This window comes from Streptococcus sp. UBA4344, assembly GCF_002393675.1.
Taxonomy (GTDB): Bacteria; Bacillota; Bacilli; order Lactobacillales; family Streptococcaceae; genus Streptococcus; species Streptococcus vicugnae.
Genome location: NZ_DGTE01000019.1, coordinates 18,329 through 36,860, shown reverse-complemented (window position 1 = coordinate 36,860; position 18,532 = coordinate 18,329). Strand labels below are relative to the sequence as shown.

Genomic DNA, 18,532 nt, shown 5'->3' with positions numbered 1-18,532 from the left:
TGCATGAATGGGCCATGCATTTTGAGACGCTTTATGGGCGTGATGGACTTGGTCGTTTGGCGACAGATGTGGCTGACTTGATTCCGTCTAGTCCAGCTGTGACAGTTGTAGGGGTAAAATATCCAATTTTCAAGACTCTCCAAGGTCGTTTGACTGGATTGAAGCATTTAGAAACAATCTTCAACTATCAATCGGAAAGTCTACCACTGTTAGAGCTTCTGCAAGCATTTATGCAAGATTTCTCAGAGCAGTATTTGCAAGCTAAAATTCAAGAAAATGCTTTTGAGTTTTCAGATATTGCGCATTTTGCTATTCAAATTTTGGAAGAAAACCCTGATATTCGAGAACTATATCAAGAAAAATATCATGAAGTCATGGTCGATGAGTACCAAGATAATAACCACACGCAAGAACGTATGCTTGAATTATTATCAAACGGTCATAATCGTTTCATGGTGGGGGATATTAAGCAATCGATTTATCGTTTTCGCCAGGCTGATCCACAAATTTTTAACCAAAAATTCAAGGATTTCCAAGAACATCCTGAACACGGGCAACTGATTTTGCTGAAAGAAAATTTCCGTAGTCAATCAGAGGTTTTAGATGCAACAAATAGTGTTTTCACACATTTAATGGACGAAGCTGTTGGGGAAATTTTGTATGATGGCATGCATCAATTGGTGGCTGGTAGCTCCGCACAAAAAGAAGTTCATCCAGAAAATGAGACTCAGGTTCTGATTTACGATACTGATGATAGTAGCGATTTACCAGAAAATGCTGAAGATGACCAAATCAATCCCAATGAAGTGAAATTGGTGGCTAAAGAAATCATTCGTTTGCATAATGAGGAAGATGTTGCCTTTGAAGATATTACCTTGTTAGTATCATCACGCACACGTAATGATAGCATTTTACAGACCTTTGAGCATTATGGTATCCCTTTGGTAACTGATGGCGGTGAGCAAAATTACCTCAAATCAGTTGAAGTAATGGTGATGCTTGATACGCTTAGAACATTGGATAATCCGCTCAATGACTATGCTTTGGTAGCTCTTATGCGCTCACCGATGTTTTCTTTCAACGAAGATGACCTTGCTCGTCTGGCACTTCAAACGATAGAAGATGAGCACAAAGCTAATTTGTACCAAAAATTGAAATATGCTTTAGCTAATCAAGGTCAGCATGCAGAATTGGTAACACCAGCTTTACGTGAAAAATTAAAAGATTTCATGACTTGCTTTAGCAAGTGGCGTGATTTTGCCAAATGGCATTCGCTATATGATTTAATCTGGAAGATTTATAATGAGCGTTTTTATTATGATTATGTGGGGAATTTACCACGTGCTGAACAGCGTCAAGCTAACTTATATGCCCTAGCACTTCGTGCCAATAATTTTGAAAAGACAGGCTTTAAAGGTCTATCACGCTTTATTCGCATGATTGACAAGGTTCTTGAAAGCGAAAACGACCTTGCTGATGTTGAAGTGGCACTTCCTAAGCATGCGGTTAATTTGATGACCATCCATAAAAGTAAAGGTCTTGAGTTTAAGTATGTCTTTATTTTGAATCTTGATAAGAAATTCAGCATTCAAGATATGATGTCACCTTTGATTTTGTCACGTCAAAATGGTGCCGGTATCAAATACCTAGCAGACATGAAAGAGGAATTGGATACCGATGCTTTTCCAACTGTTAAAGTTAGTATGGATACGCTACCTTATCAACTCAATAAACGTGAGCTTCGCTTAGCGACTTTGTCTGAGCAAATGCGACTTTTCTATGTTGCCATGACGCGTGCAGAAAAGAAACTTTATCTGGTTGGTAAAGCTAGCTCTGAAAAACTGGTTGATAAATACAGCGGCAAATCCGAAAATAACCACCTACCGGTAGCAGAACGAGAAGCCTTTATGACTTTTCAAGATTGGATGCTAGCTATTCATGAAGCATACAAGAACTTGCCGTTTAGGGTTGAATTTGTCACAGATGATGATCTTACCGAGGAAAAGATGGGTCAGATTGAAGTCAAGTCAGCTATCACACCAGATGATTTGAAAGATAACCGTCAGTCTGAAGATATTATTGAAGCTTTGGATAGGTTAGAGGCTGTTGAAAAGCTAAATGCTAAGTATCAAGCAGCGATTAATCTTCCAAGTTTGAGAACACCGAGTCAAGTTAAAAAACTCTATGAGCCGGTTATGGATGCTGATGGTGTTGACATCATGACAAAAGCTTATCAGGTTAAACCAACATTTGAGCTTCCAGATTTTTCAAAGAAAGCAAAAGTAGAAGCAACGGCGATTGGTTCTGCCATGCACGAACTCATGCAGCGCATTGCCTTGTCTTCTCAAGTGACTTTAGAGGACATTACGACGGCTTTGACACAGGTCTCAGCTGATGATGAGGTGAAATCACGCATTCATCTTGAAAATGTTTTAGATTTCTTTGAAACCTCTGAACTTGGTCAGTTGATTCAAGAAAATGTCGATAAGATTTATCGTGAAGCGCCTTTTGCCATGTTAAAAGAAGACCTTGAAAGTGGCGAAAACTTCGTTGTCCGTGGGATTGTCGATGCTTATCTAGTTCTAGAAGATCGTATCATTCTTTTGGATTATAAAACTGATAAATACACAAATAGCCAAGAAATCAAGGAACGTTATCAAGGGCAAATGGCATTATATGCTGAGGCTCTTAGCAAGTCATATCATATTGAACAAGTTGATAAATACCTTGTTTTACTTGGTGGAGAACGTTTAGAAGTTGTAAAACTGTAACATAAAAAAGTGACCGTAAGCATTGTGCTTGCGGTCGCTTTTAGTATAGTATATTGTATTATTGTATATTGAAAAAAATAAAGATGAGTTGGACGAATTAGTTCCAGAATTTGGCAGCAATTTCTTGCCCTTGTTTGATTTTAGCCCATTGTTGTGGGATAGCCAATTCATTTCCTGAATCACATGAGGCAAAACCACATTGATGAGAAAGGAAAAGACGATCTTTAGGGATGATGTGACTAGCTTCTTCAAGCATTTTAAGAGCACGTTCTTCATCATCAAGGTCAGTTGTTTTACTTGAAAGGAGTCCAAGAACAACTTCAGCGTCTTTATCTTTCAAGCTTTCAAGAGCTTTAAGATCACCAGCTACTTCACTATCCCATTCAAGGAAGAAACGGTCATAGTGTTGGTCTTTCAAGAATTTTGTAGCGATAGCTTCATAAGTACCACCAGCAGCAGAACGGCTTTCGTAGTTACCGCGGCAGTTATGAGTCCAAACTTTCAAACCAAGTTCGTGTCCGTAGTCAGCAACTTCGTTATTAACTGCGATAAATTCATCAGCAAGATCAGCAAGGGCGCTGTTTCCTTCAGCGAAGAATCCAGCAGGGTTTGATTCATCAAAAAGTTCCCAAAGACAGTCGTCAAATTGGATAATTTCACCACCGACTTCTTTGTATTCTTTCAAGAATTCTTTGTAGGCATTGATAAGACCAGCTTTAAGTTCTTCGTTTGTTTTATAAACTTGATCTTCGCCAGCAAGTTTATTGAAGACAGTGAATTCTGTATATGCGTGTGCAGGTCCCCAAATTGTTAGTTTAGTATCAGTATCGCCAGCTTCTTCTTTAACTAGTTTATAGATATCAAGGAAGTGGTGGTTTTTACCTGAAAGTGGTTCAGTGATACGGATACCGATATCTTTACGTGTTTCAAAGTGTCCACCATCGTGGTCTTGGAATGTGTAACCATGGTCAGCAATGTAGCGTTCAATTCCTTTAAGACCCCAGACAAAGTCAAGGTGCCACATAGATTTTGAATATTCACCATCGGTTAAGACATCAATGCCGTTTGCTTTTTCTTCAGCGATAACTTTTTTAATATCAGCTGTTTCAGTTTCTTTATAGCCATCAAAAGCATCGTAGAATGGGTATTTGATATCATCACGATGTTCGATGGCTGTTTTGTATTCACGTAAGTCAGCTGGGCGTAGAAGAGACCCAACTAGTTGAAATTTTGATTTAGCCATGTTATGTACCTCATTTGTTTTTGTGATTTCTATTGTAGCTGAGCTTTTCCATTTTGAAAAATAGTTATTTTTTTAGGACTATGTATAGTTTTAAACTATAACTAAATTTTTCAAAATTTCTGTCTAATTAACTGAAAATTTGATATACTAAGAAAATACAGATGATTTAAAAGGAGATTTGTGATGGATATTTGGGAAAAATTGTATGAAGCAGCTAAAAAGGACTTTAATCCTCATTATGTGACACCTTTTATCTATTCAAATCATGTTGTCGCAGCAATTGAGGCTGAAGATGGTCAGATTTTTACGGGATACTGCTTTGAAGCAACATCAGGTGTTTTTCACTTGTGTGCTGAACGTGCAGCTGCCTTCAATATGTTTCAACAATCGGGTCAAACCACCATCAAACGTATTATTGCATTTCGGGATAAGCCGCCTTATGGTGAAGGTTCAGGGATGCCTTGTGGTGCTTGCCGTGAATTTTTGATGCAATTGTCGCCTAAAAACAAAGATTTGGAATTTATGCTGGACTATGAAAAGCGTGAAACCATCACTTTGGGGGAACTTATGCCATTATGGTGGGGTGAAGAACGTATGGCAGCAGGCATTGATGATTTAGACTAATAATATAAATACAGCGAGGTTGAGGATGCGAGATAATCACTTACATACACATTTTTCTTACGATTCAGATGCACAGTTTGAAGACTATTTAGACCATTATAGTGGTGATATTGTGACAACTGAGCACTATGATTTGTCAAATCCTTATACTAAACAAGATGACATTCCAGATTATCAAGCTTATTCACAAGAAATTGCTGAGCTCAATAAAAAGTATGGTAACCGCATTAAAAAAGGTATTGAAATTGGTTATTACCAACCGCGTGAAGCAGACATTTTAGCCTTTTTGGCAGATAAGGAGTTTGATTTGAAACTTTTGTCTGTTCACCATAATGGAACTAATGACTATCTTGATGACGAAGTGGCTGATATGGATAAGGATACCATTATTCAAGAGTATCTGGACAAATTAGAATATGCCATTGGTCGTGTGGAGGCTGATGTTTTAGCTCACTTTGACTATGGTTTTCGTATTTTTGATTTGACTGTTGATGACTTAAAAGCTTACGAGCCACAATTAAAACGTATTTTCCAAAAGATGATTGATTATGATTTAGCCTTTGAACTTAATAGTAAGTCAATGTACTTGTATGGTAAAGAAGACCTTTATCGTTATGCTTTAGGTTTAGTCAAAGACCTAGGCTGTCATAAGTATTCGATTGGTTCTGATGGTCACAAGTTGGAACATTTTCGACTAGCCTTTGATAAAATCCAAGACTTACTAGATGAATTTGGCATTGAAGAGTGGGAGATTTTATAAAATCTCTATTAGGTTTAATTTTTAACAAAAAATCCCCTGAGCATAAAGCTCAAGGGACTTTTTATTTAACAATTAGTGAGAAATACGTTTGCGGGCTGCTTTTTTACGATTTTCTTGAATGAAAGCAGCTTTTTCTTCTTCAGGATCGATGATTTTTTTCTTAACTGCGAAAATAGCACCAGCAACAGTAGCAGCTGTGGCTACAACACCAGTAGCAAGACCTTTAGCAAATGCAAATTTTTTAGCCATAATAAATTCCTCCTCACTGATAAGAACAGGGAGTATAAAGAACTTTTATACTCTTTTACAGCAGTAGGATTTGTTTTCTTGTCCTACCACCTTATGTTATAATAATGGTAACGAAAATTGCCTAAAAATTCAAGTGAAAACGTTATATTTACTAAAAAAATCAGGCTTAGGACGGATAAAAAATAGATGTCAAAAAAAATAAAATTGCTAGCCGTGGTAGGACCAACGGCTGTTGGAAAAACAGCTCTTGGAATTGAGTTAGCAAAACAATTTAACGGAGAGATTATCAGCGGTGATAGTCAGCAAGTCTACCGTCATTTAGATATTGGAACGGCAAAGGCAACGCCTGAAGAACAGGCAGCAGCTCCTCACCACTTAATTGATGTGCGTGATGTTGATGAAACTTATTCTGTTTATGACTTTGTGACAGAAGCCAAAGCTGCTATCGATGATATTGTTAGTCGAGGTAAGTTGCCTATCATTGTTGGAGGAACTGGACTTTATCTTCAAAGTTTGCTAGAAGGTTATCATTTAGGCGGTGAGATTGACCAAGAAAAAGTCCTCGCTTACCGAAAAGAATTGGATTTGTTAAGTGATGAAGAGCTTTTTGAAAAAATAGCAGAGCAGAAGATCGAGATTCCTCAAATCAACCGCCGTCGTGCCATTCGTGCCTTGGAGTTAGCTAAGTTTGGACAAGATTTGCAAAATAAAGAAACCAACTATGATGCTTTTTTGATTGGCTTAAATGATGATCGTCAGGTTCTGTATGATCGCATTAATCAGCGTGTTGACCTCATGGTTGAAAATGGTGTTTTGGATGAGGCTAAATGGCTTTTTGATCATTACCGTGATGTTCAAGCGGCACGAGCTATTGGCTATAAAGAGCTTTTCCCGTATTTTGCAGGAGAAGAAACACTTGAAGCTTGCGTTGAAAAATTAAAACAAAACACACGTCGCTTTGCTAAGCGCCAATTAACATGGTTTAGAAACCGTATGGTGGTTCGATTTTATAATGTTTCAGAAGCGGATTTTAAAGCAAAAGTAAGTGCCGATGTTGACTGTTTTTTAAATGAAAAGAAAATGTAAGGGAGTAAAACGCTCCCTTTCACTTTTGAAAAGAATTTATGATATAATGGGTTTTACGGATTAATTAAGAAAAGGGGTGAGTACATGATTGAAACAAGCGAACATCAAGAGCGCGTGATTTTACTAGGAGTTGAACTGCCAGATACAGAAAACTTTGAAATGTCTATGGAAGAACTGGCTTCTCTAGCTAAGACAGCAGGAGCTGAGGTAATCTCTTCATATCGTCAAAAACGTGAAAAATATGATAGTAAATCATTGATTGGTTCAGGAAAATTAGCTGAAATCAAGGCGATTGTTGACGCTGATGAGATTGATACTGTCATTGTTAATGACCGTTTGACTCCACGTCAAAATGTTAATTTAGAATCAGAACTTGGTGTTAAAGTGATTGATCGCATGCAGTTAATTTTGGATATTTTTGCCATGCGCGCTCGCAGTCATGAAGGTAAATTGCAAGTTCATCTGGCTCAACTCAAATATATGTTACCTCGCCTTGTCGGACAAGGGGTTATGCTTAGCCGACAAGCAGGTGGAATTGGTAGTCGTGGACCAGGTGAAAGTCAATTGGAGCTTAATCGTCGTTCTATCCGCAATCAAATTGCAGACATTGAACGTCAATTAAAAGTGGTTGAAAAAAATCGCGAGACTGGGCGCGAAAAACGAACAGAGTCTCAAGTCTTTAAAATCGGACTCATCGGTTACACCAACGCTGGTAAATCAACTATTATGAATGTGTTAACAAATGATAAGCAGTATGAGGCTGATGAGTTATTTGCGACTTTGGATGCCACAACCAAGCAAATTTACCTGCAAAATCAATTTCAGGTGACGTTGACGGATACTGTTGGTTTTATTCAAAATTTACCGACAGAATTGGTTGCTGCCTTTAAATCAACGTTAGAGGAAAGTCGTCGCGTTGATTTACTTTTGCATGTGATTGATGCTAGTGATCCAAATCATGCTGAACACGAAAAAGTGGTTTTGAATTTGTTAAAAGAGTTAGATATGTTGGACATTCCACGTTTAGCTGTTTATAACAAAATGGATGTTGCTGAGCATTTTGCAGCGACAGCTTTTCCAAATGTGCGTATTTCAGCGCGTGATAAAGAAGCTCGTTCACTGTTACGTCGTTTGATTATCAATGAAATTCGTGAGATTTTTGAACCCTTTAGTATTCGTGTTCACCAAAGTCAAGCTTACAAGCTTTACGATTTGAATAAAATGGCTCTGCTTGACCGTTATGATTTTGCAGAAGAATATGAAACAATTACAGGTTACATCAATCCTAAAAATAAATGGAGACTAGAAGAATTCTATGACTGATTATATAAGCTTAGCTTTAAAATATGGTGGTTTTACATCACTAGATAAAGTGTATTTGCAAAATACTTTAGAAGGTTTAACTGATGGACAAAAACTAAGTTTTATCACGCCACCTCCAAGTGTTATCAATGCTTATTTTGCAGAAATGTATCAAAAGCAATCTCCGCAAGCAGCAACGGATTATTATTTTGAATTGTCAAAAGAATTGCATTTGTTAAATGATAAACCTTCTTTTGATGAACATAAACCGTTTATTCGCTTGAATTTATCAGGAAAATCATATGGTTTTACCTATGAAAATGACAAAGAAGTCGCTCGCGTTTTTTCTGAAAAGAATGAGGCCTTGACGACTGATGTCTTGTTTGAATTGGCACAGGTTTTTCCTCAATATAAGATTTATGTTGAAGAAGGAAATATCAAAATGTCAAAAATAACTTTTGATGATCAAGAGCTAGAAGACCTAACGCCAGAAAATAGTCTGCTCAGCCATGTTTCAAAATTAAAAGGAAATATGGTTAAGCTAAAAAGTTTTAATCGCGATGAATTGTCAGACTTGCTAGCTCATTATCAAGGGCAAGTTTATTACACGTTTGATCAACGTGAATTTATCGCTTATGTAAAAGTATCGCATTAGGAAGGATAATTAAAAACCTCGGTTTTTATAGGTATATATGGAATTACAATTTTTGGGAACAGGAGCGGGTCAGCCCTCAAAGTTACGTAATGTGTCAAGTTTAGTGTTAAAGTTGCTTGACGAAATTAACGAAGTTTGGATGTTTGACTGTGGCGAAGGAACTCAACGTCAGATTTTAGAGACGACAATTCGTCCTCGTAAAGTGAAACGCATTTTTATCACGCACTTGCATGGTGACCATATTTTTGGTCTTCCTGGATTTTTGGCAAGTCGTGCTTTCCAAGCAAATGAAGAACAAACAGACCTTGATATTTATGGTCCTGTTGGTATTCGTTCATACGTTTTGAGCAGTTTGCGTTTGTCAGGTGCTCGTTTGCCATACCGTATTCATTTTCATGAATTTGACGAAAACAGTCTGGGCAAAATCATGGAAACTGATAAATTTGTGGTTTATGCTGAAAAACTTGATCATACTATTTTCTGTATTGGCTACCGTGTGATGCAAAAAGACTTGGAAGGAACGCTTGATGCAGAAGCTTTGAAGGCTGCTGGTGTGCCATTCGGTCCATTATTTGGAAAAATTAAGAGCGGTCAAGATGTTGTTTTAGAAGATGGCACAAAAATCATCGCTAAAGATTACATTTCAGCACCGAAAAAAGGGAAAGTCATTACTATTTTAGGTGATACTCGTAAGACTGATGCTAGTGTCCGTCTTGGTTTAGGAGCTGATATCCTAGTTCATGAGTCAACTTATGGTAAGGGTGATGAAAAAATTGCTCGTAAACATGGACACTCAACAGGAACTCAAGCGGCTCAAATTGCTAAAGAAGCATCAGCTAAAATGCTTTTACTCAATCACGTTAGTGCACGTTTCTTGGGACGTGAATGCAAGCAGATTGAAAACGATGCACAAGCAATCTTTGAAAATACACACTTGGTTAAAGATTTGGAAGAAATTAGCTTATGAGAATAATTGCTATTACGGGAGCAAGCGGTGGACTTGCTCAGGAAATTGTTAAACAGTTACCAGCTGAAGATTTTGTTATTGCTTTAGGACGCAGTGCTGAAAAACTTAAAAAATGTTATGCAAGTCGTCCAAATACAGCTTGTTATGAACTAGATATGACAAGTGATCTGGCTATTTTTGAGATGGTTGAAAAACTGTATGCAGAACACGGTCATATTGATGTCTTTATTAATAATGCTGGTTATGGTGATTTCAGTGAGTTTGATGCCTACACGACTGCTCAAATTCGTGACATGTTTGATATCAATACTTTTGCTACGATGACATTTTCACGTTTGGTTGGGCACAAGATGAAAGAGGCTGGTCACGGGCATATCGTTAATATTGCTAGCATCGCTGGTTTGATTGCGTCAGCCAAATCATCTGTTTATTCTGCGACAAAATTTGCTGTGATTGGCTTTTCAAACGCTCTTCGTTTGGAATTAGCTGGTAGCAAGGTCTACGTGACAACGATTAATCCAGGGCCTATTGCAACAACATTTTTTGATAAAGCAGACCCATCTGGAGAATATCTAAAAAGTGTTGGACGTTTTGTTTTACAACCTGAAGAAGTGGCTAGACGTACAGTCGCTATCTTAGGTAAAAATAAGCGAGAAGTGAATATGCCCTTGTCAATGGCAGCAGCTCACAAGTTCTACACACTTTTCCCGAAAATTACAGATTTCTTAGCGCGAAGAGTTTTTAATTACAAATAACTAACTTTCAATTCTACGTAAGAAGTGAGAAGTGAATGATAACAAGTAAATACCAATGGAAAAATATTGAAAAAGAGCCAGATGATGGCTTTTTTGAACTGACAAAAAAGGAAAATATCACTGCCTTAGCTAGTAAGATTCTCTATAGCCGAGGGGTTGATAATGAAGAAAAACTAACACAATTTATATCAAATGATTTATCTCAACTGCATGACCCATATCTTTTACATGATATGGATAAGGCGGTTGCTCGTATCCGTCAAGCGATTGAGAATTACGAACAAATTTTGGTTTATGGTGACTATGATGCCGATGGCATGACAAGTGCTAGCATTATGAAAGAAGCTCTTGAAATGCTAGGAGCTGAAGCCCAAGTTTATCTCCCAAATCGTTTCGTTGACGGCTATGGACCAAACGAATCTGTTTACAAATACTTTATTGAACAGCAACAGGTTTCTTTGATTATCACGGTGGACAATGGTGTTGCTGGGCATGAGGCGATTAGCTATGCACAAAGCCAAGGAGTTGATGTCATTGTAACTGACCACCATGGCCTTCCCGCAGAGCTTCCAGATGCTTTTGCTATTGTGCATCCCGAACATCCAGATGCTAACTATCCTTTTAAATACTTAGCTGGCTGTGGGGTGGCTTTCAAAGTGGCTTGCGCCTTGCTTGAGTCAATTCCAACTGAAATGTTAGATTTGGTAGCAATTGGAACCATTGCTGATATGGTCAGCTTAACGGATGAAAACCGAATTATGGTTAAAGTTGGTCTTGAAATGCTCAAACAGACAGAACGCATCGGTTTAATGGAGTTAATGAGGGTATCTGATATTGAAATTTCAGATGTTAACGAAGAAACCGTTGGTTTCAAAATCGCTCCTCAACTAAATGCGTTAGGTCGCCTCGATGATCCTAATCCAGCTGTTGAATTATTGACTGGATTTGATGACAAGGAAGCTCTTAGCATTGCTCAAATGATTAATGCCAAAAACGAAGAGCGTAAAGAAATCGTTCAAAAAATTTACGATGAAGCGATGAGTATGGTTGATTTAGATAAGCCAGTTCAAGTTTTAGCTAAAGAAGGTTGGCATCCAGGTGTTCTAGGGATTGTCGCTGGTCGTATTTTGGAGCACATTGCTCAGCCAGTTATTGTCTTAAACATTGAAGATGGTATGGCAAAGGGTTCAGCAAGAAGTATTGAAGCTATCAATATTTTCCATGCTCTTGATGAACATCGAGATTTGTTTAAGGCTTTTGGTGGACATGCTGGTGCAGCTGGTATGACCTTGCCAGTTGAAAATCTTGAACAATTGTCACAAGTTCTATGTGATTATATCGCTGAAAACGACATTGATTTGTCTCAGAAAAAGACTTTGGTCATTGATGAAGTGCTGGAACTTTCAGAAATTGATTTAGATACTGTCAAAAGTCTTGAGAAAATTGCACCGTTTGGAATGGATAATGCTAAACCTGTCTTTGAAATTAAGGATTTTGTAGTCAAACAAGCACGTACTATGGGGCAAAACGGGGCTCATTTGAAGCTAAAAATTGCTCAAGGCTCAACAAATGTTGATCTTGTTGCTTTCAATCAGGGACATTTAGTACAGGAATTTCAACAAGCGCAAAATCTTTGCCTAGCAGTAACCTTATCTATAAACAAATGGAATGGTCAGACAACTGTCCAGTTGATGTTAGAAGATGCTCGTGTAGATGGTATTCAACTAATTGATATTCGTTCAAAAAATGCGAGCCTTCCAGAACGTGTGCCTGTTTTGAGTCAAGATACCAGCGCTAGTGAAGTCGTTGTTTTAGATATTCCAGAGAATGCTGATGAACTCAAATCGCTTTTTGTGGGACGCCAATTTGATGCTGTGTACTTTAAAAATCACATCAAACGCGCCTATTATTTGACAGGTTATGGAACACGTGAACAATTTGCTAAATTGTATAAAACCATTTACCAATTCCCAGAATTTGACGTACGATATAAATTAAAAGAGCTAAGCCAATATCTCAATATCCCAGATATTCTTTTGGTGAAAATGATTCAAATCTTTGATGAACTTGATTTTGTAACCATCAATGACGGCGTTATGGTCGTAAATAAAGATGCTCAAAAACGTAGCATTTCAGATAGCCAAATCTATCAACAACTTAAGAAAGAAGTGAAGTACCAAGAATTAATGGCTTTAGGCACTCCACAAGAAATTTACGATTGGTTGATGGATGAGAATTAAGAAAACTATGATAAGCTTTAACTTATCATAGTTTTTTATTACACATAGTAAGCGCTCGCTAAATATTTGTTTTTCTATTGAAACAGAATTATAATGAGATTATGTAGGAATTATTTGCTACAAAAAATTTAAATGGCTTATTGAATTTTTTCTTGTAATAAGGAGGTTTCTTATGTGTACTGCGATTACTTATACAACTAAAGATAGTTACTTTGGACGTAATCTTGATTTGGATTTTTCATACAATGAAACGGTGACCGTTTGTCCTAGAAATTACCCATTTTCATTCAAGCATCAAGGAGAAAATGATGCTCACTATGCTATGATTGGTATGGCAACTGTGGTGGCCGATTATCCGCTTTTTTATGAAGCTGTTAATGAAAAAGGAGTTGGTATGGCAGGGTTGAATTTCCCTGAAAATGCTGACTATAAAGAAGTAGCAAAAGGTAAAGATAATGTTGCTTCCTTTGAATTGATTCCATGGCTTTTATCTCAGTGTGATTCTGTTGCACAAGTTAAAGAACTTTGTCAAAATCTTAATGTCACTAATGAAGCATTTAGTGCGGATTTTCAACCAAGTCCTCTGCACTGGTTGATTGCAGACCGTCAAGAAGCTATTGTGTTGGAATCAGTAGCAAGTGGACTCAAGGTTTATGACAATCCAACTGGTGTTTTGACTAATAATCCAACTTTTGATAAACAATTGTTTAACTTGAACAACTACCGTCACCTTTCACCAAAAGTTTCCGACAATCTTTTCTCTACAGAAATTCAATTAGATACCTATAGTCGAGGAATGGGAGGGTTAGGTTTGCCTGGTGATTTGTCATCAATGTCACGCTATGTTAAAGTGGCATTTACTAAATTAAACTCAGTCGCAGAAGATAGTGAATCAAGTAGTGTCAATCAATTCTTCCATATCTTGAAATCAGTTGAACAACAAAAGGGATTGTGTTATGTGGATGAGAGTGGTAAATACGAATACACTATTTACAGTTCATGTATCAATGCTGATAAGGGAATTTACTACTACACAACTTATGATAACTCACAAATCACTGCAGTAGATATGCATAAAGAAAATTTGGATGACAGTAAGCTAGTGACTTATCCACTAGTTAAAGAATGGCAAGTAAATTATCAAAATTGAGTTTTATAAAATTTATCTTCTAAATTCTGTTCCTTTTTCCAAAAAATATGCTATAATGAAATGTAAAACATTTTTTGGCAAAAAGCCCATAGAAAGAAGAAAATGGATTTAAAAAATTATATCGCTACAATTGAAAACTATCCTAAAGAAGGAATCACTTTCCGTGATATTTCTCCTTTGATGGCAGATGGAAATGCTTATAGCTATGCTGTTCGCGAAATTGTACAGTATGCTACTGACAAAAAGATCGACATGATTGTTGGTCCTGAGGCTCGCGGATTTATCGTAGGTTGCCCAGTTGCATTCGAGCTTGGAATTGGTTTCGCACCAGTTCGTAAACCTGGTAAATTACCACGTGAAGTAATCTCAGCAGATTACGAAAAAGAGTACGGTATTGATACACTGTGTATGCATGCTGATGCTATTAAACCTGGACAACGTGTCCTTATCGTTGATGACCTTTTGGCAACAGGTGGTACTGTGAAAGCTACTATCGAAATGGTAGAACGCCTTGGTGGTATCGTTGCTGGATGTGCTTTCCTTGTTGAATTGGACGGACTAAACGGACGTAAAGCCCTTGAAGGTTATGATACGAAAGTTTTGATGAATTTCCCTGGATAATTATAGTTAAAAACTATAACTGCTTAAAGAAATTATATAATTGAAAACTATATCTCCATCTTTTATAATATTACTTAAATATAATATTATAGAGTGGAGATATTTTCATGCCAATAAAACTTGATAAAGAATTACCGGCCTTAGACATTTTGCGCAAAGAGAATGTCTTCATCATGGATAATAAACGAGCAAAACATCAGGATATTAGACCGATGGATTTTCTCATCGTCAATCTTATGCCGACTAAAGAAGTGACAGAGATGCAACTTTTGCGTCTTTTAGCTAATACACCTTTGCAAATCAATGTTGAATTTCTTTATATGACCAGCCATGAGTCGAAGAATACAACGGCTGAGCATCTAGAAACCTTCTATAAAACTTTTGACGATGTCAAGCATAAATATTATGATGGCCTGATTATTACTGGTGCGCCAGTTGAAACATTGGCTTACGAAGAAGTGGATTATTGGGAAGAATTATGCCAAATCTTTGATTGGGCCAAATCCCATGTTTATTCAACATTGCACCTATGTTGGGGAGCACAAGCAGGGCTTTACTACAAATATGGTATTAAAAAAGTTTTGCTAGAGGAAAAACTGTCAGGTATCTTTTCACAAACTGTCAAACAACCTTCTAATCCGATTGTTCGTGGCTTTGATGATTGTTTCATGGCACCACATTCAAGATACACTGAAGTTAGACATGAGGATGTTGATAAGGTTGATAGACTAGAAGTTATCGCAGAAGGGCCGACAGTTGGGTTATCCATTGTAGCTAGCAAAGATTTACGTGAAGTCTATAGTTTTGGACATTTGGAATATGATCGTGAAACTTTGGATCGTGAGTATAAACGTGATGTTAAAGTAGGAAAAAATCCTAATGTTCCAGCGCATTACTATTTAAATGATGATCCAAACCAAGAGGTTCCAATGCAATGGAACTTGGCTGCAACAACTTTCTTTAGCAATTGGATTAATTATGCTGTTTACCAAGAGACACCTTACCAGCTAGAAGAGTTGGAAAAGGAACCTTGGTTTTACGGTTATTTGTGATTCAGTGACTTGCTTGTTTGATCTTGTTTAATCTTTGTCAGGTATAATTTTATAGATGTGATAATCTTTTAGGAATAATATTATGAGTTATTTAGAAAATTACAAATCAGGTAATCTTGTATTACCGAGCGCTTTGCTCTTTCATTATAAAGACATCTTTAAGTGTTCTGATGATTTTTTGATTTGGCAGTTTATTTACCTGCAAAATACAACTAAAATGGATGATTTGGCGCCTAGTCAAATTGCTAGCGCTTTAGATAAAACAGTCGCAGAGGTTAATCGCTCTATTTCCGATTTGACTGCACAAGGTTTGCTTGATATGAAAACTATTGAGCTTGGCAGTGAGATTGAAGTGATTTTTGATGCCAGTCCTGTTTTAGCCCTTTTGGATAAGTTGTTAGATGAACCAAAACAAGCACCTGAAAAACAGTCTTCGAATCCAGTAAAAGAACTTGTTGAAGATTTTGAACGCGAATTGGGACGAATGCTTAGTCCGTTTGAATTAGAAGACTTGCAAAAAACAATCCGTGAGGATAAAACAGATCCTGATTTAGTACGTGCAGCTCTTCGTGAAGCAGTCTTTAATGGTAAAACAAGCTGGAATTACATTAATGCTATTTTACGTAACTGGCGTCGAGAAGGTATTACAACAATGCGTCAAGTTGAGGAACGTCGCAAAGAACATGAAGATTCAAAAGCTGGCAAGGTTTCTGTTTCAGATGACTTTTTGGCAGCGATGGATTTGTGGAGTGACTAATGAGAGTTGGACGTGATCGTTTAAAGAAAATCTTAGCTATTATTGGTGATATGTATCCTGAAGCGCGTGGGGAGTTGGAGTGGCAAACGCCTTTTCAACTACTTATTGCGGTGATTTTGTCTGCTCAGACCACCGATAAAGCTGTTAATAAGGTAACGCCAAATCTTTGGAGACATTATCCTGAAATTGAAGATCTGGCTAAGGCTAATCTAGCTGATGTTGAAGAGTGTCTTCGTACAATTGGGCTCTATAAAAATAAAGCTAGAAATATTATCAAGACGGCAAGAGCCATTTTACAAGATTTTGATGGACAAGTTCCTAAGACTCATAAAGAGCTTGAAACTTTGCCTGGAGTTGGACGCAAGACTGCTAATGTTGTCTTGGCAGAAGTTTATGGTATTCCGTCGATTGCAGTAGACACGCATGTATCTCGCATTGCTAAACGTCTTAATATTTCAGGACCAGATGCTGATGTTAAAGAAATTGAGCAGGATTTGATGAAGAAAATTCCTAAGAAAGATTGGATTTTGACACACCATCGCTTGATTTTCTTTGGACGTTATCATTGTTTAGCTAAGAAGCCCAAATGTGATATTTGCCCCGTTCAAACTTATTGTAAGTATTATAAAGACAATGTGAAAAACAACTAAGCAGCTCACCTGAGTTGCTTTTGTTATGCTTTTGTAAGGAGAAGTTGTTTTTGATATAATTGAAGAGAATGATATTTTAGAAGGAAGAATTATGCAAACAGTATTATCTCAGCGTTTGGCTGCTGTGGCTGAATTTGTGCCACAAGGAGCTCGCTTACTAGATGTCGGAAGTGACCATGCTTACTTGCCGATTGCTTTGATGGAGAATGGGAAAATTGATTTTGCCATTGCTGGTGAGGTTGTCAAAGGACCATACGAATCAGCTCTTCATAATGTTGCTGGAGCAGGATTGGCCGATAAAATTGCTGTCCGTTTGGCTGATGGTTTGGCAGCATTTGAAGCGTCAGACCAAGTGACAACTATTACGATTTGTGGTATGGGTGGAGGCTTAATTGCAGATATTTTAGCTGCAGGCGCTGATAAATTAGCATCTGTTGATCGTCTTATTTTGCAACCCAATAACCGTGAAGATGAACTCCGTGCATGGTTGATGAACAATGGCTTTAAATTGATTACTGAACAAATCATGACTGAAAATGATAAGTTCTATGAAATCATGGTTGTTGAGCACGGTCAAATGGAGCTTTCTGCGACTGACTTGCGTTTTGGACCTTTCTTGAACCAAGAAAAATCAGAAGTTTTTAAAGCACGTTGGCAACGAGAACTGAAAAAATTGGAAATTGCTCTTCCTCATGTTCCAGAAAATCGTGTTGATGACCGCGCAGCTATTTCACAAAAAATGACAGCTATCAAGGAGGCTATCAATGAAGGCAAGTGATATTATTGCCCGCTATGAAGCTTATTGCCCACGCGAGCTTTCAATGGATGGGGACATTTCTGGCTTACAAATCGGAACGCTTGATAAAGAAGTTAAGCGCGTGATGATTGCTCTAGATGTGCGAGAAACAACAGTTGCTGAAGCTATTGAGAAGCAAGTTGATTTGATTATTGTCAAACACGCACCAATTTTTCGTCCGCTTAAAGATCTTGTGGCGACGCCTCAAAATCAGATTTACCTTGACTTGGTCAAACACGATATTGCCGTTTATGTGAGTCATACAAATATTGACATTGTCCCTGATGGTCTAAATGATTGGTTCTGTGACCTTTTGGAAATTACTGATACTGAGATTTTAAGTCCAACAGCTGATGGTTACGGCATTGGTCGCGTTGGAAATATTAAGGAGCAAACTTTCTCAGAATTTGCTCTTAAAGTTAAAGAAAGCTTCCAATTGGATAGTGTTCGTTTGGTCGCTTATGGCAATCAGGATAAACTGATCAAGCGTGTTGCTATTTGCGGTGGTAGCGGTCAAGGTTTCTATCGAGATGCAATGGCAAAAGGAGCTCAAGTCTATATTACGGGTGATATTTATTACCATACTGCTCAAGAAATGATTACAAATGGCATGTTAGCCATTGATCCGGGGCACCATATCGAAGTGCTCATGGTAGATAAACTACTTGAAAAATTCAATGATTGGAAGAAGGAAAATCAATGGTCGGTTGATTTTCTAGCTAGCAAAGCACAAACAAATCCTTTTTATCACTTATAAAAAATAGCTAAGGCTGAGGAGAAGAATCCAGCATGGATAACTTCCTTCAGTTTTTTTTGAGGTTAGGCTTAGAAAATAAGGCTATATCAGTTATCAT

At 37.5% G+C, this 18,532-nt stretch carries 18 protein-coding genes; 16 read left to right on the top strand and 2 right to left on the bottom strand.

Going from position 1 to position 18,532, the window contains the following annotated elements; genetic code table 11:
* The coding region (gene addA, locus B4D49_RS03275) for a helicase-exonuclease AddAB subunit AddA (RefSeq protein WP_286783161.1) at nucleotides 1–2,771 on the top strand (2,771 nt) is incomplete at its 5' end.
* Nucleotides 2,772–2,868: 97 nt separating this feature from the next.
* Here the strand turns inward: addA and B4D49_RS03270 are convergent.
* Entirely contained in the window at nucleotides 2,869–4,014 is a 1,146-nt protein-coding gene (locus B4D49_RS03270) for a cobalamin-independent methionine synthase II family protein (protein ID WP_074481993.1), read from the bottom strand.
* A gap of 183 nt (nucleotides 4,015–4,197) precedes the next feature.
* Between B4D49_RS03270 and B4D49_RS03265 the strand changes: the two genes are divergently transcribed.
* A complete protein-coding gene (locus tag B4D49_RS03265) occupies nucleotides 4,198–4,638 on the top strand; it encodes a cytidine deaminase family protein (RefSeq protein WP_199544552.1) in 441 nt (146 codons plus the stop codon).
* A 25-nt stretch (nucleotides 4,639–4,663) separates the two neighbouring features.
* Nucleotides 4,664–5,398, top strand: coding sequence for a PHP domain-containing protein (locus B4D49_RS03260; RefSeq protein ID WP_286783160.1), 735 nt, complete (start codon nucleotides 4,664–4,666; stop codon nucleotides 5,396–5,398).
* A 72-nt stretch (nucleotides 5,399–5,470) separates the two neighbouring features.
* Here B4D49_RS03260 and B4D49_RS03255 read toward each other — a convergent pair whose 3' ends face one another.
* On the bottom strand, nucleotides 5,471–5,647 hold the full coding sequence (locus B4D49_RS03255; RefSeq protein ID WP_074481996.1) for a DUF3042 family protein: 177 nt from the start codon (nucleotides 5,645–5,647) through the stop codon (nucleotides 5,471–5,473).
* A 186-nt stretch (nucleotides 5,648–5,833) separates the two neighbouring features.
* On the opposite strand from B4D49_RS03255, the gene miaA reads away from it, so the two are divergent.
* From miaA to B4D49_RS03190, 13 genes are all read left to right on the top strand, one after another.
* Nucleotides 5,834–6,733: a tRNA (adenosine(37)-N6)-dimethylallyltransferase MiaA gene (gene miaA, locus B4D49_RS03250; RefSeq protein WP_286783159.1), complete on the top strand. Its 900-nt coding sequence runs from the start codon at nucleotides 5,834–5,836 to the stop codon at nucleotides 6,731–6,733.
* Between the two features lie 84 nt (nucleotides 6,734–6,817).
* Nucleotides 6,818–8,056, top strand: coding sequence for a GTPase HflX (gene hflX / locus B4D49_RS03245; RefSeq protein WP_286783158.1), 1,239 nt, complete (start codon nucleotides 6,818–6,820; stop codon nucleotides 8,054–8,056).
* Nucleotides 8,049–8,690 carry a cystathionine beta-lyase gene (locus B4D49_RS03240; RefSeq protein WP_286783157.1) on the top strand — a complete coding sequence of 214 codons (642 nt, stop codon included), beginning with the start codon at nucleotides 8,049–8,051 and terminating at the stop codon, nucleotides 8,688–8,690. Before hflX ends, B4D49_RS03240 begins: the two co-directional genes overlap by 8 nt.
* Nucleotides 8,691–8,727: 37 nt before the next feature.
* A complete protein-coding gene (rnz, locus tag B4D49_RS03235) occupies nucleotides 8,728–9,657 on the top strand; it encodes a ribonuclease Z (protein WP_286783156.1) in 930 nt (309 codons plus the stop codon).
* Nucleotides 9,654–10,412, top strand: coding sequence for an SDR family NAD(P)-dependent oxidoreductase (locus tag B4D49_RS03230; RefSeq protein WP_132869623.1), 759 nt, complete (start codon nucleotides 9,654–9,656; stop codon nucleotides 10,410–10,412). Before rnz ends, B4D49_RS03230 begins: the two co-directional genes overlap by 4 nt.
* Nucleotides 10,413–10,447: 35 nt before the next feature.
* Nucleotides 10,448–12,652: a single-stranded-DNA-specific exonuclease RecJ gene (gene recJ / locus B4D49_RS03225; RefSeq protein ID WP_286783155.1), complete on the top strand. Its 2,205-nt coding sequence runs from the start codon at nucleotides 10,448–10,450 to the stop codon at nucleotides 12,650–12,652.
* A gap of 172 nt (nucleotides 12,653–12,824) precedes the next feature.
* A complete protein-coding gene (gene bsh, locus B4D49_RS03220) occupies nucleotides 12,825–13,802 on the top strand; it encodes a choloylglycine hydrolase (RefSeq protein WP_199544285.1) in 978 nt (325 codons plus the stop codon).
* Between the two features lie 102 nt (nucleotides 13,803–13,904).
* On the top strand, nucleotides 13,905–14,423 hold the full coding sequence (locus tag B4D49_RS03215) for an adenine phosphoribosyltransferase (protein WP_132869645.1): 519 nt from the start codon (nucleotides 13,905–13,907) through the stop codon (nucleotides 14,421–14,423).
* A gap of 107 nt (nucleotides 14,424–14,530) precedes the next feature.
* The gene (gene metA / locus B4D49_RS03210; RefSeq protein ID WP_132869646.1) at nucleotides 14,531–15,475 is read left to right on the top strand and encodes a homoserine O-acetyltransferase MetA; all 945 of its coding nucleotides are present in this window, start codon (nucleotides 14,531–14,533) and stop codon (nucleotides 15,473–15,475) included.
* Between the two features lie 82 nt (nucleotides 15,476–15,557).
* Complete coding sequence (locus B4D49_RS03205) at nucleotides 15,558–16,232, top strand: DnaD domain-containing protein (RefSeq protein ID WP_132869647.1); 675 nt, start codon at nucleotides 15,558–15,560, stop codon at nucleotides 16,230–16,232.
* A complete protein-coding gene (nth, locus tag B4D49_RS03200; protein ID WP_132869648.1) occupies nucleotides 16,232–16,882 on the top strand; it encodes an endonuclease III in 651 nt (216 codons plus the stop codon). The genes B4D49_RS03205 and nth overlap by 1 nt, the downstream gene beginning before the upstream one ends.
* Nucleotides 16,883–16,973: 91 nt before the next feature.
* Entirely contained in the window at nucleotides 16,974–17,660 is a 687-nt protein-coding gene (locus tag B4D49_RS03195; protein ID WP_132869649.1) for a tRNA (adenine(22)-N(1))-methyltransferase, read from the top strand.
* Nucleotides 17,647–18,435, top strand: a complete 789-nt coding sequence (locus B4D49_RS03190; protein ID WP_132869650.1) for a Nif3-like dinuclear metal center hexameric protein — start codon at nucleotides 17,647–17,649, stop codon at nucleotides 18,433–18,435. Before B4D49_RS03195 ends, B4D49_RS03190 begins: the two co-directional genes overlap by 14 nt.
* Nucleotides 18,436–18,532 lie beyond the last annotated feature (97 nt).

Excerpts from the sequence above, each read along its gene's own strand:
- B4D49_RS03215 (WP_132869645.1), top strand. The coding sequence starts at position 13,905 with ATGGATTTAAAAAATTATATCGCTACAATTGAAAACTATCCTAAAGAA.
- rnz (WP_286783156.1), top strand. The coding sequence starts at position 8,728 with ATGGAATTACAATTTTTGGGAACAGGAGCGGGTCAGCCCTCAAAGTTA.
- B4D49_RS03205 (WP_132869647.1), top strand. The coding sequence starts at position 15,558 with ATGAGTTATTTAGAAAATTACAAATCAGGTAATCTTGTATTACCGAGC.
- recJ (WP_286783155.1), top strand. The coding sequence starts at position 10,448 with ATGATAACAAGTAAATACCAATGGAAAAATATTGAAAAAGAGCCAGAT.
- bsh (WP_199544285.1), top strand. The coding sequence starts at position 12,825 with ATGTGTACTGCGATTACTTATACAACTAAAGATAGTTACTTTGGACGT.
- metA (WP_132869646.1), top strand. The coding sequence starts at position 14,531 with ATGCCAATAAAACTTGATAAAGAATTACCGGCCTTAGACATTTTGCGC.
- B4D49_RS03255 (WP_074481996.1), bottom strand. The coding sequence starts at position 5,647 with ATGGCTAAAAAATTTGCATTTGCTAAAGGTCTTGCTACTGGTGTTGTA.
- B4D49_RS03265 (WP_199544552.1), top strand. The coding sequence starts at position 4,198 with ATGGATATTTGGGAAAAATTGTATGAAGCAGCTAAAAAGGACTTTAAT.
- B4D49_RS03195 (WP_132869649.1), top strand. The coding sequence starts at position 16,974 with ATGCAAACAGTATTATCTCAGCGTTTGGCTGCTGTGGCTGAATTTGTG.
- B4D49_RS03270 (WP_074481993.1), bottom strand. The coding sequence starts at position 4,014 with ATGGCTAAATCAAAATTTCAACTAGTTGGGTCTCTTCTACGCCCAGCT.
- B4D49_RS03190 (WP_132869650.1), top strand. The coding sequence starts at position 17,647 with ATGAAGGCAAGTGATATTATTGCCCGCTATGAAGCTTATTGCCCACGC.
- nth (WP_132869648.1), top strand. The coding sequence starts at position 16,232 with ATGAGAGTTGGACGTGATCGTTTAAAGAAAATCTTAGCTATTATTGGT.
- B4D49_RS03260 (WP_286783160.1), top strand. The coding sequence starts at position 4,664 with ATGCGAGATAATCACTTACATACACATTTTTCTTACGATTCAGATGCA.
- miaA (WP_286783159.1), top strand. The coding sequence starts at position 5,834 with ATGTCAAAAAAAATAAAATTGCTAGCCGTGGTAGGACCAACGGCTGTT.
- B4D49_RS03230 (WP_132869623.1), top strand. The coding sequence starts at position 9,654 with ATGAGAATAATTGCTATTACGGGAGCAAGCGGTGGACTTGCTCAGGAA.
- hflX (WP_286783158.1), top strand. The coding sequence starts at position 6,818 with ATGATTGAAACAAGCGAACATCAAGAGCGCGTGATTTTACTAGGAGTT.
- B4D49_RS03240 (WP_286783157.1), top strand. The coding sequence starts at position 8,049 with ATGACTGATTATATAAGCTTAGCTTTAAAATATGGTGGTTTTACATCA.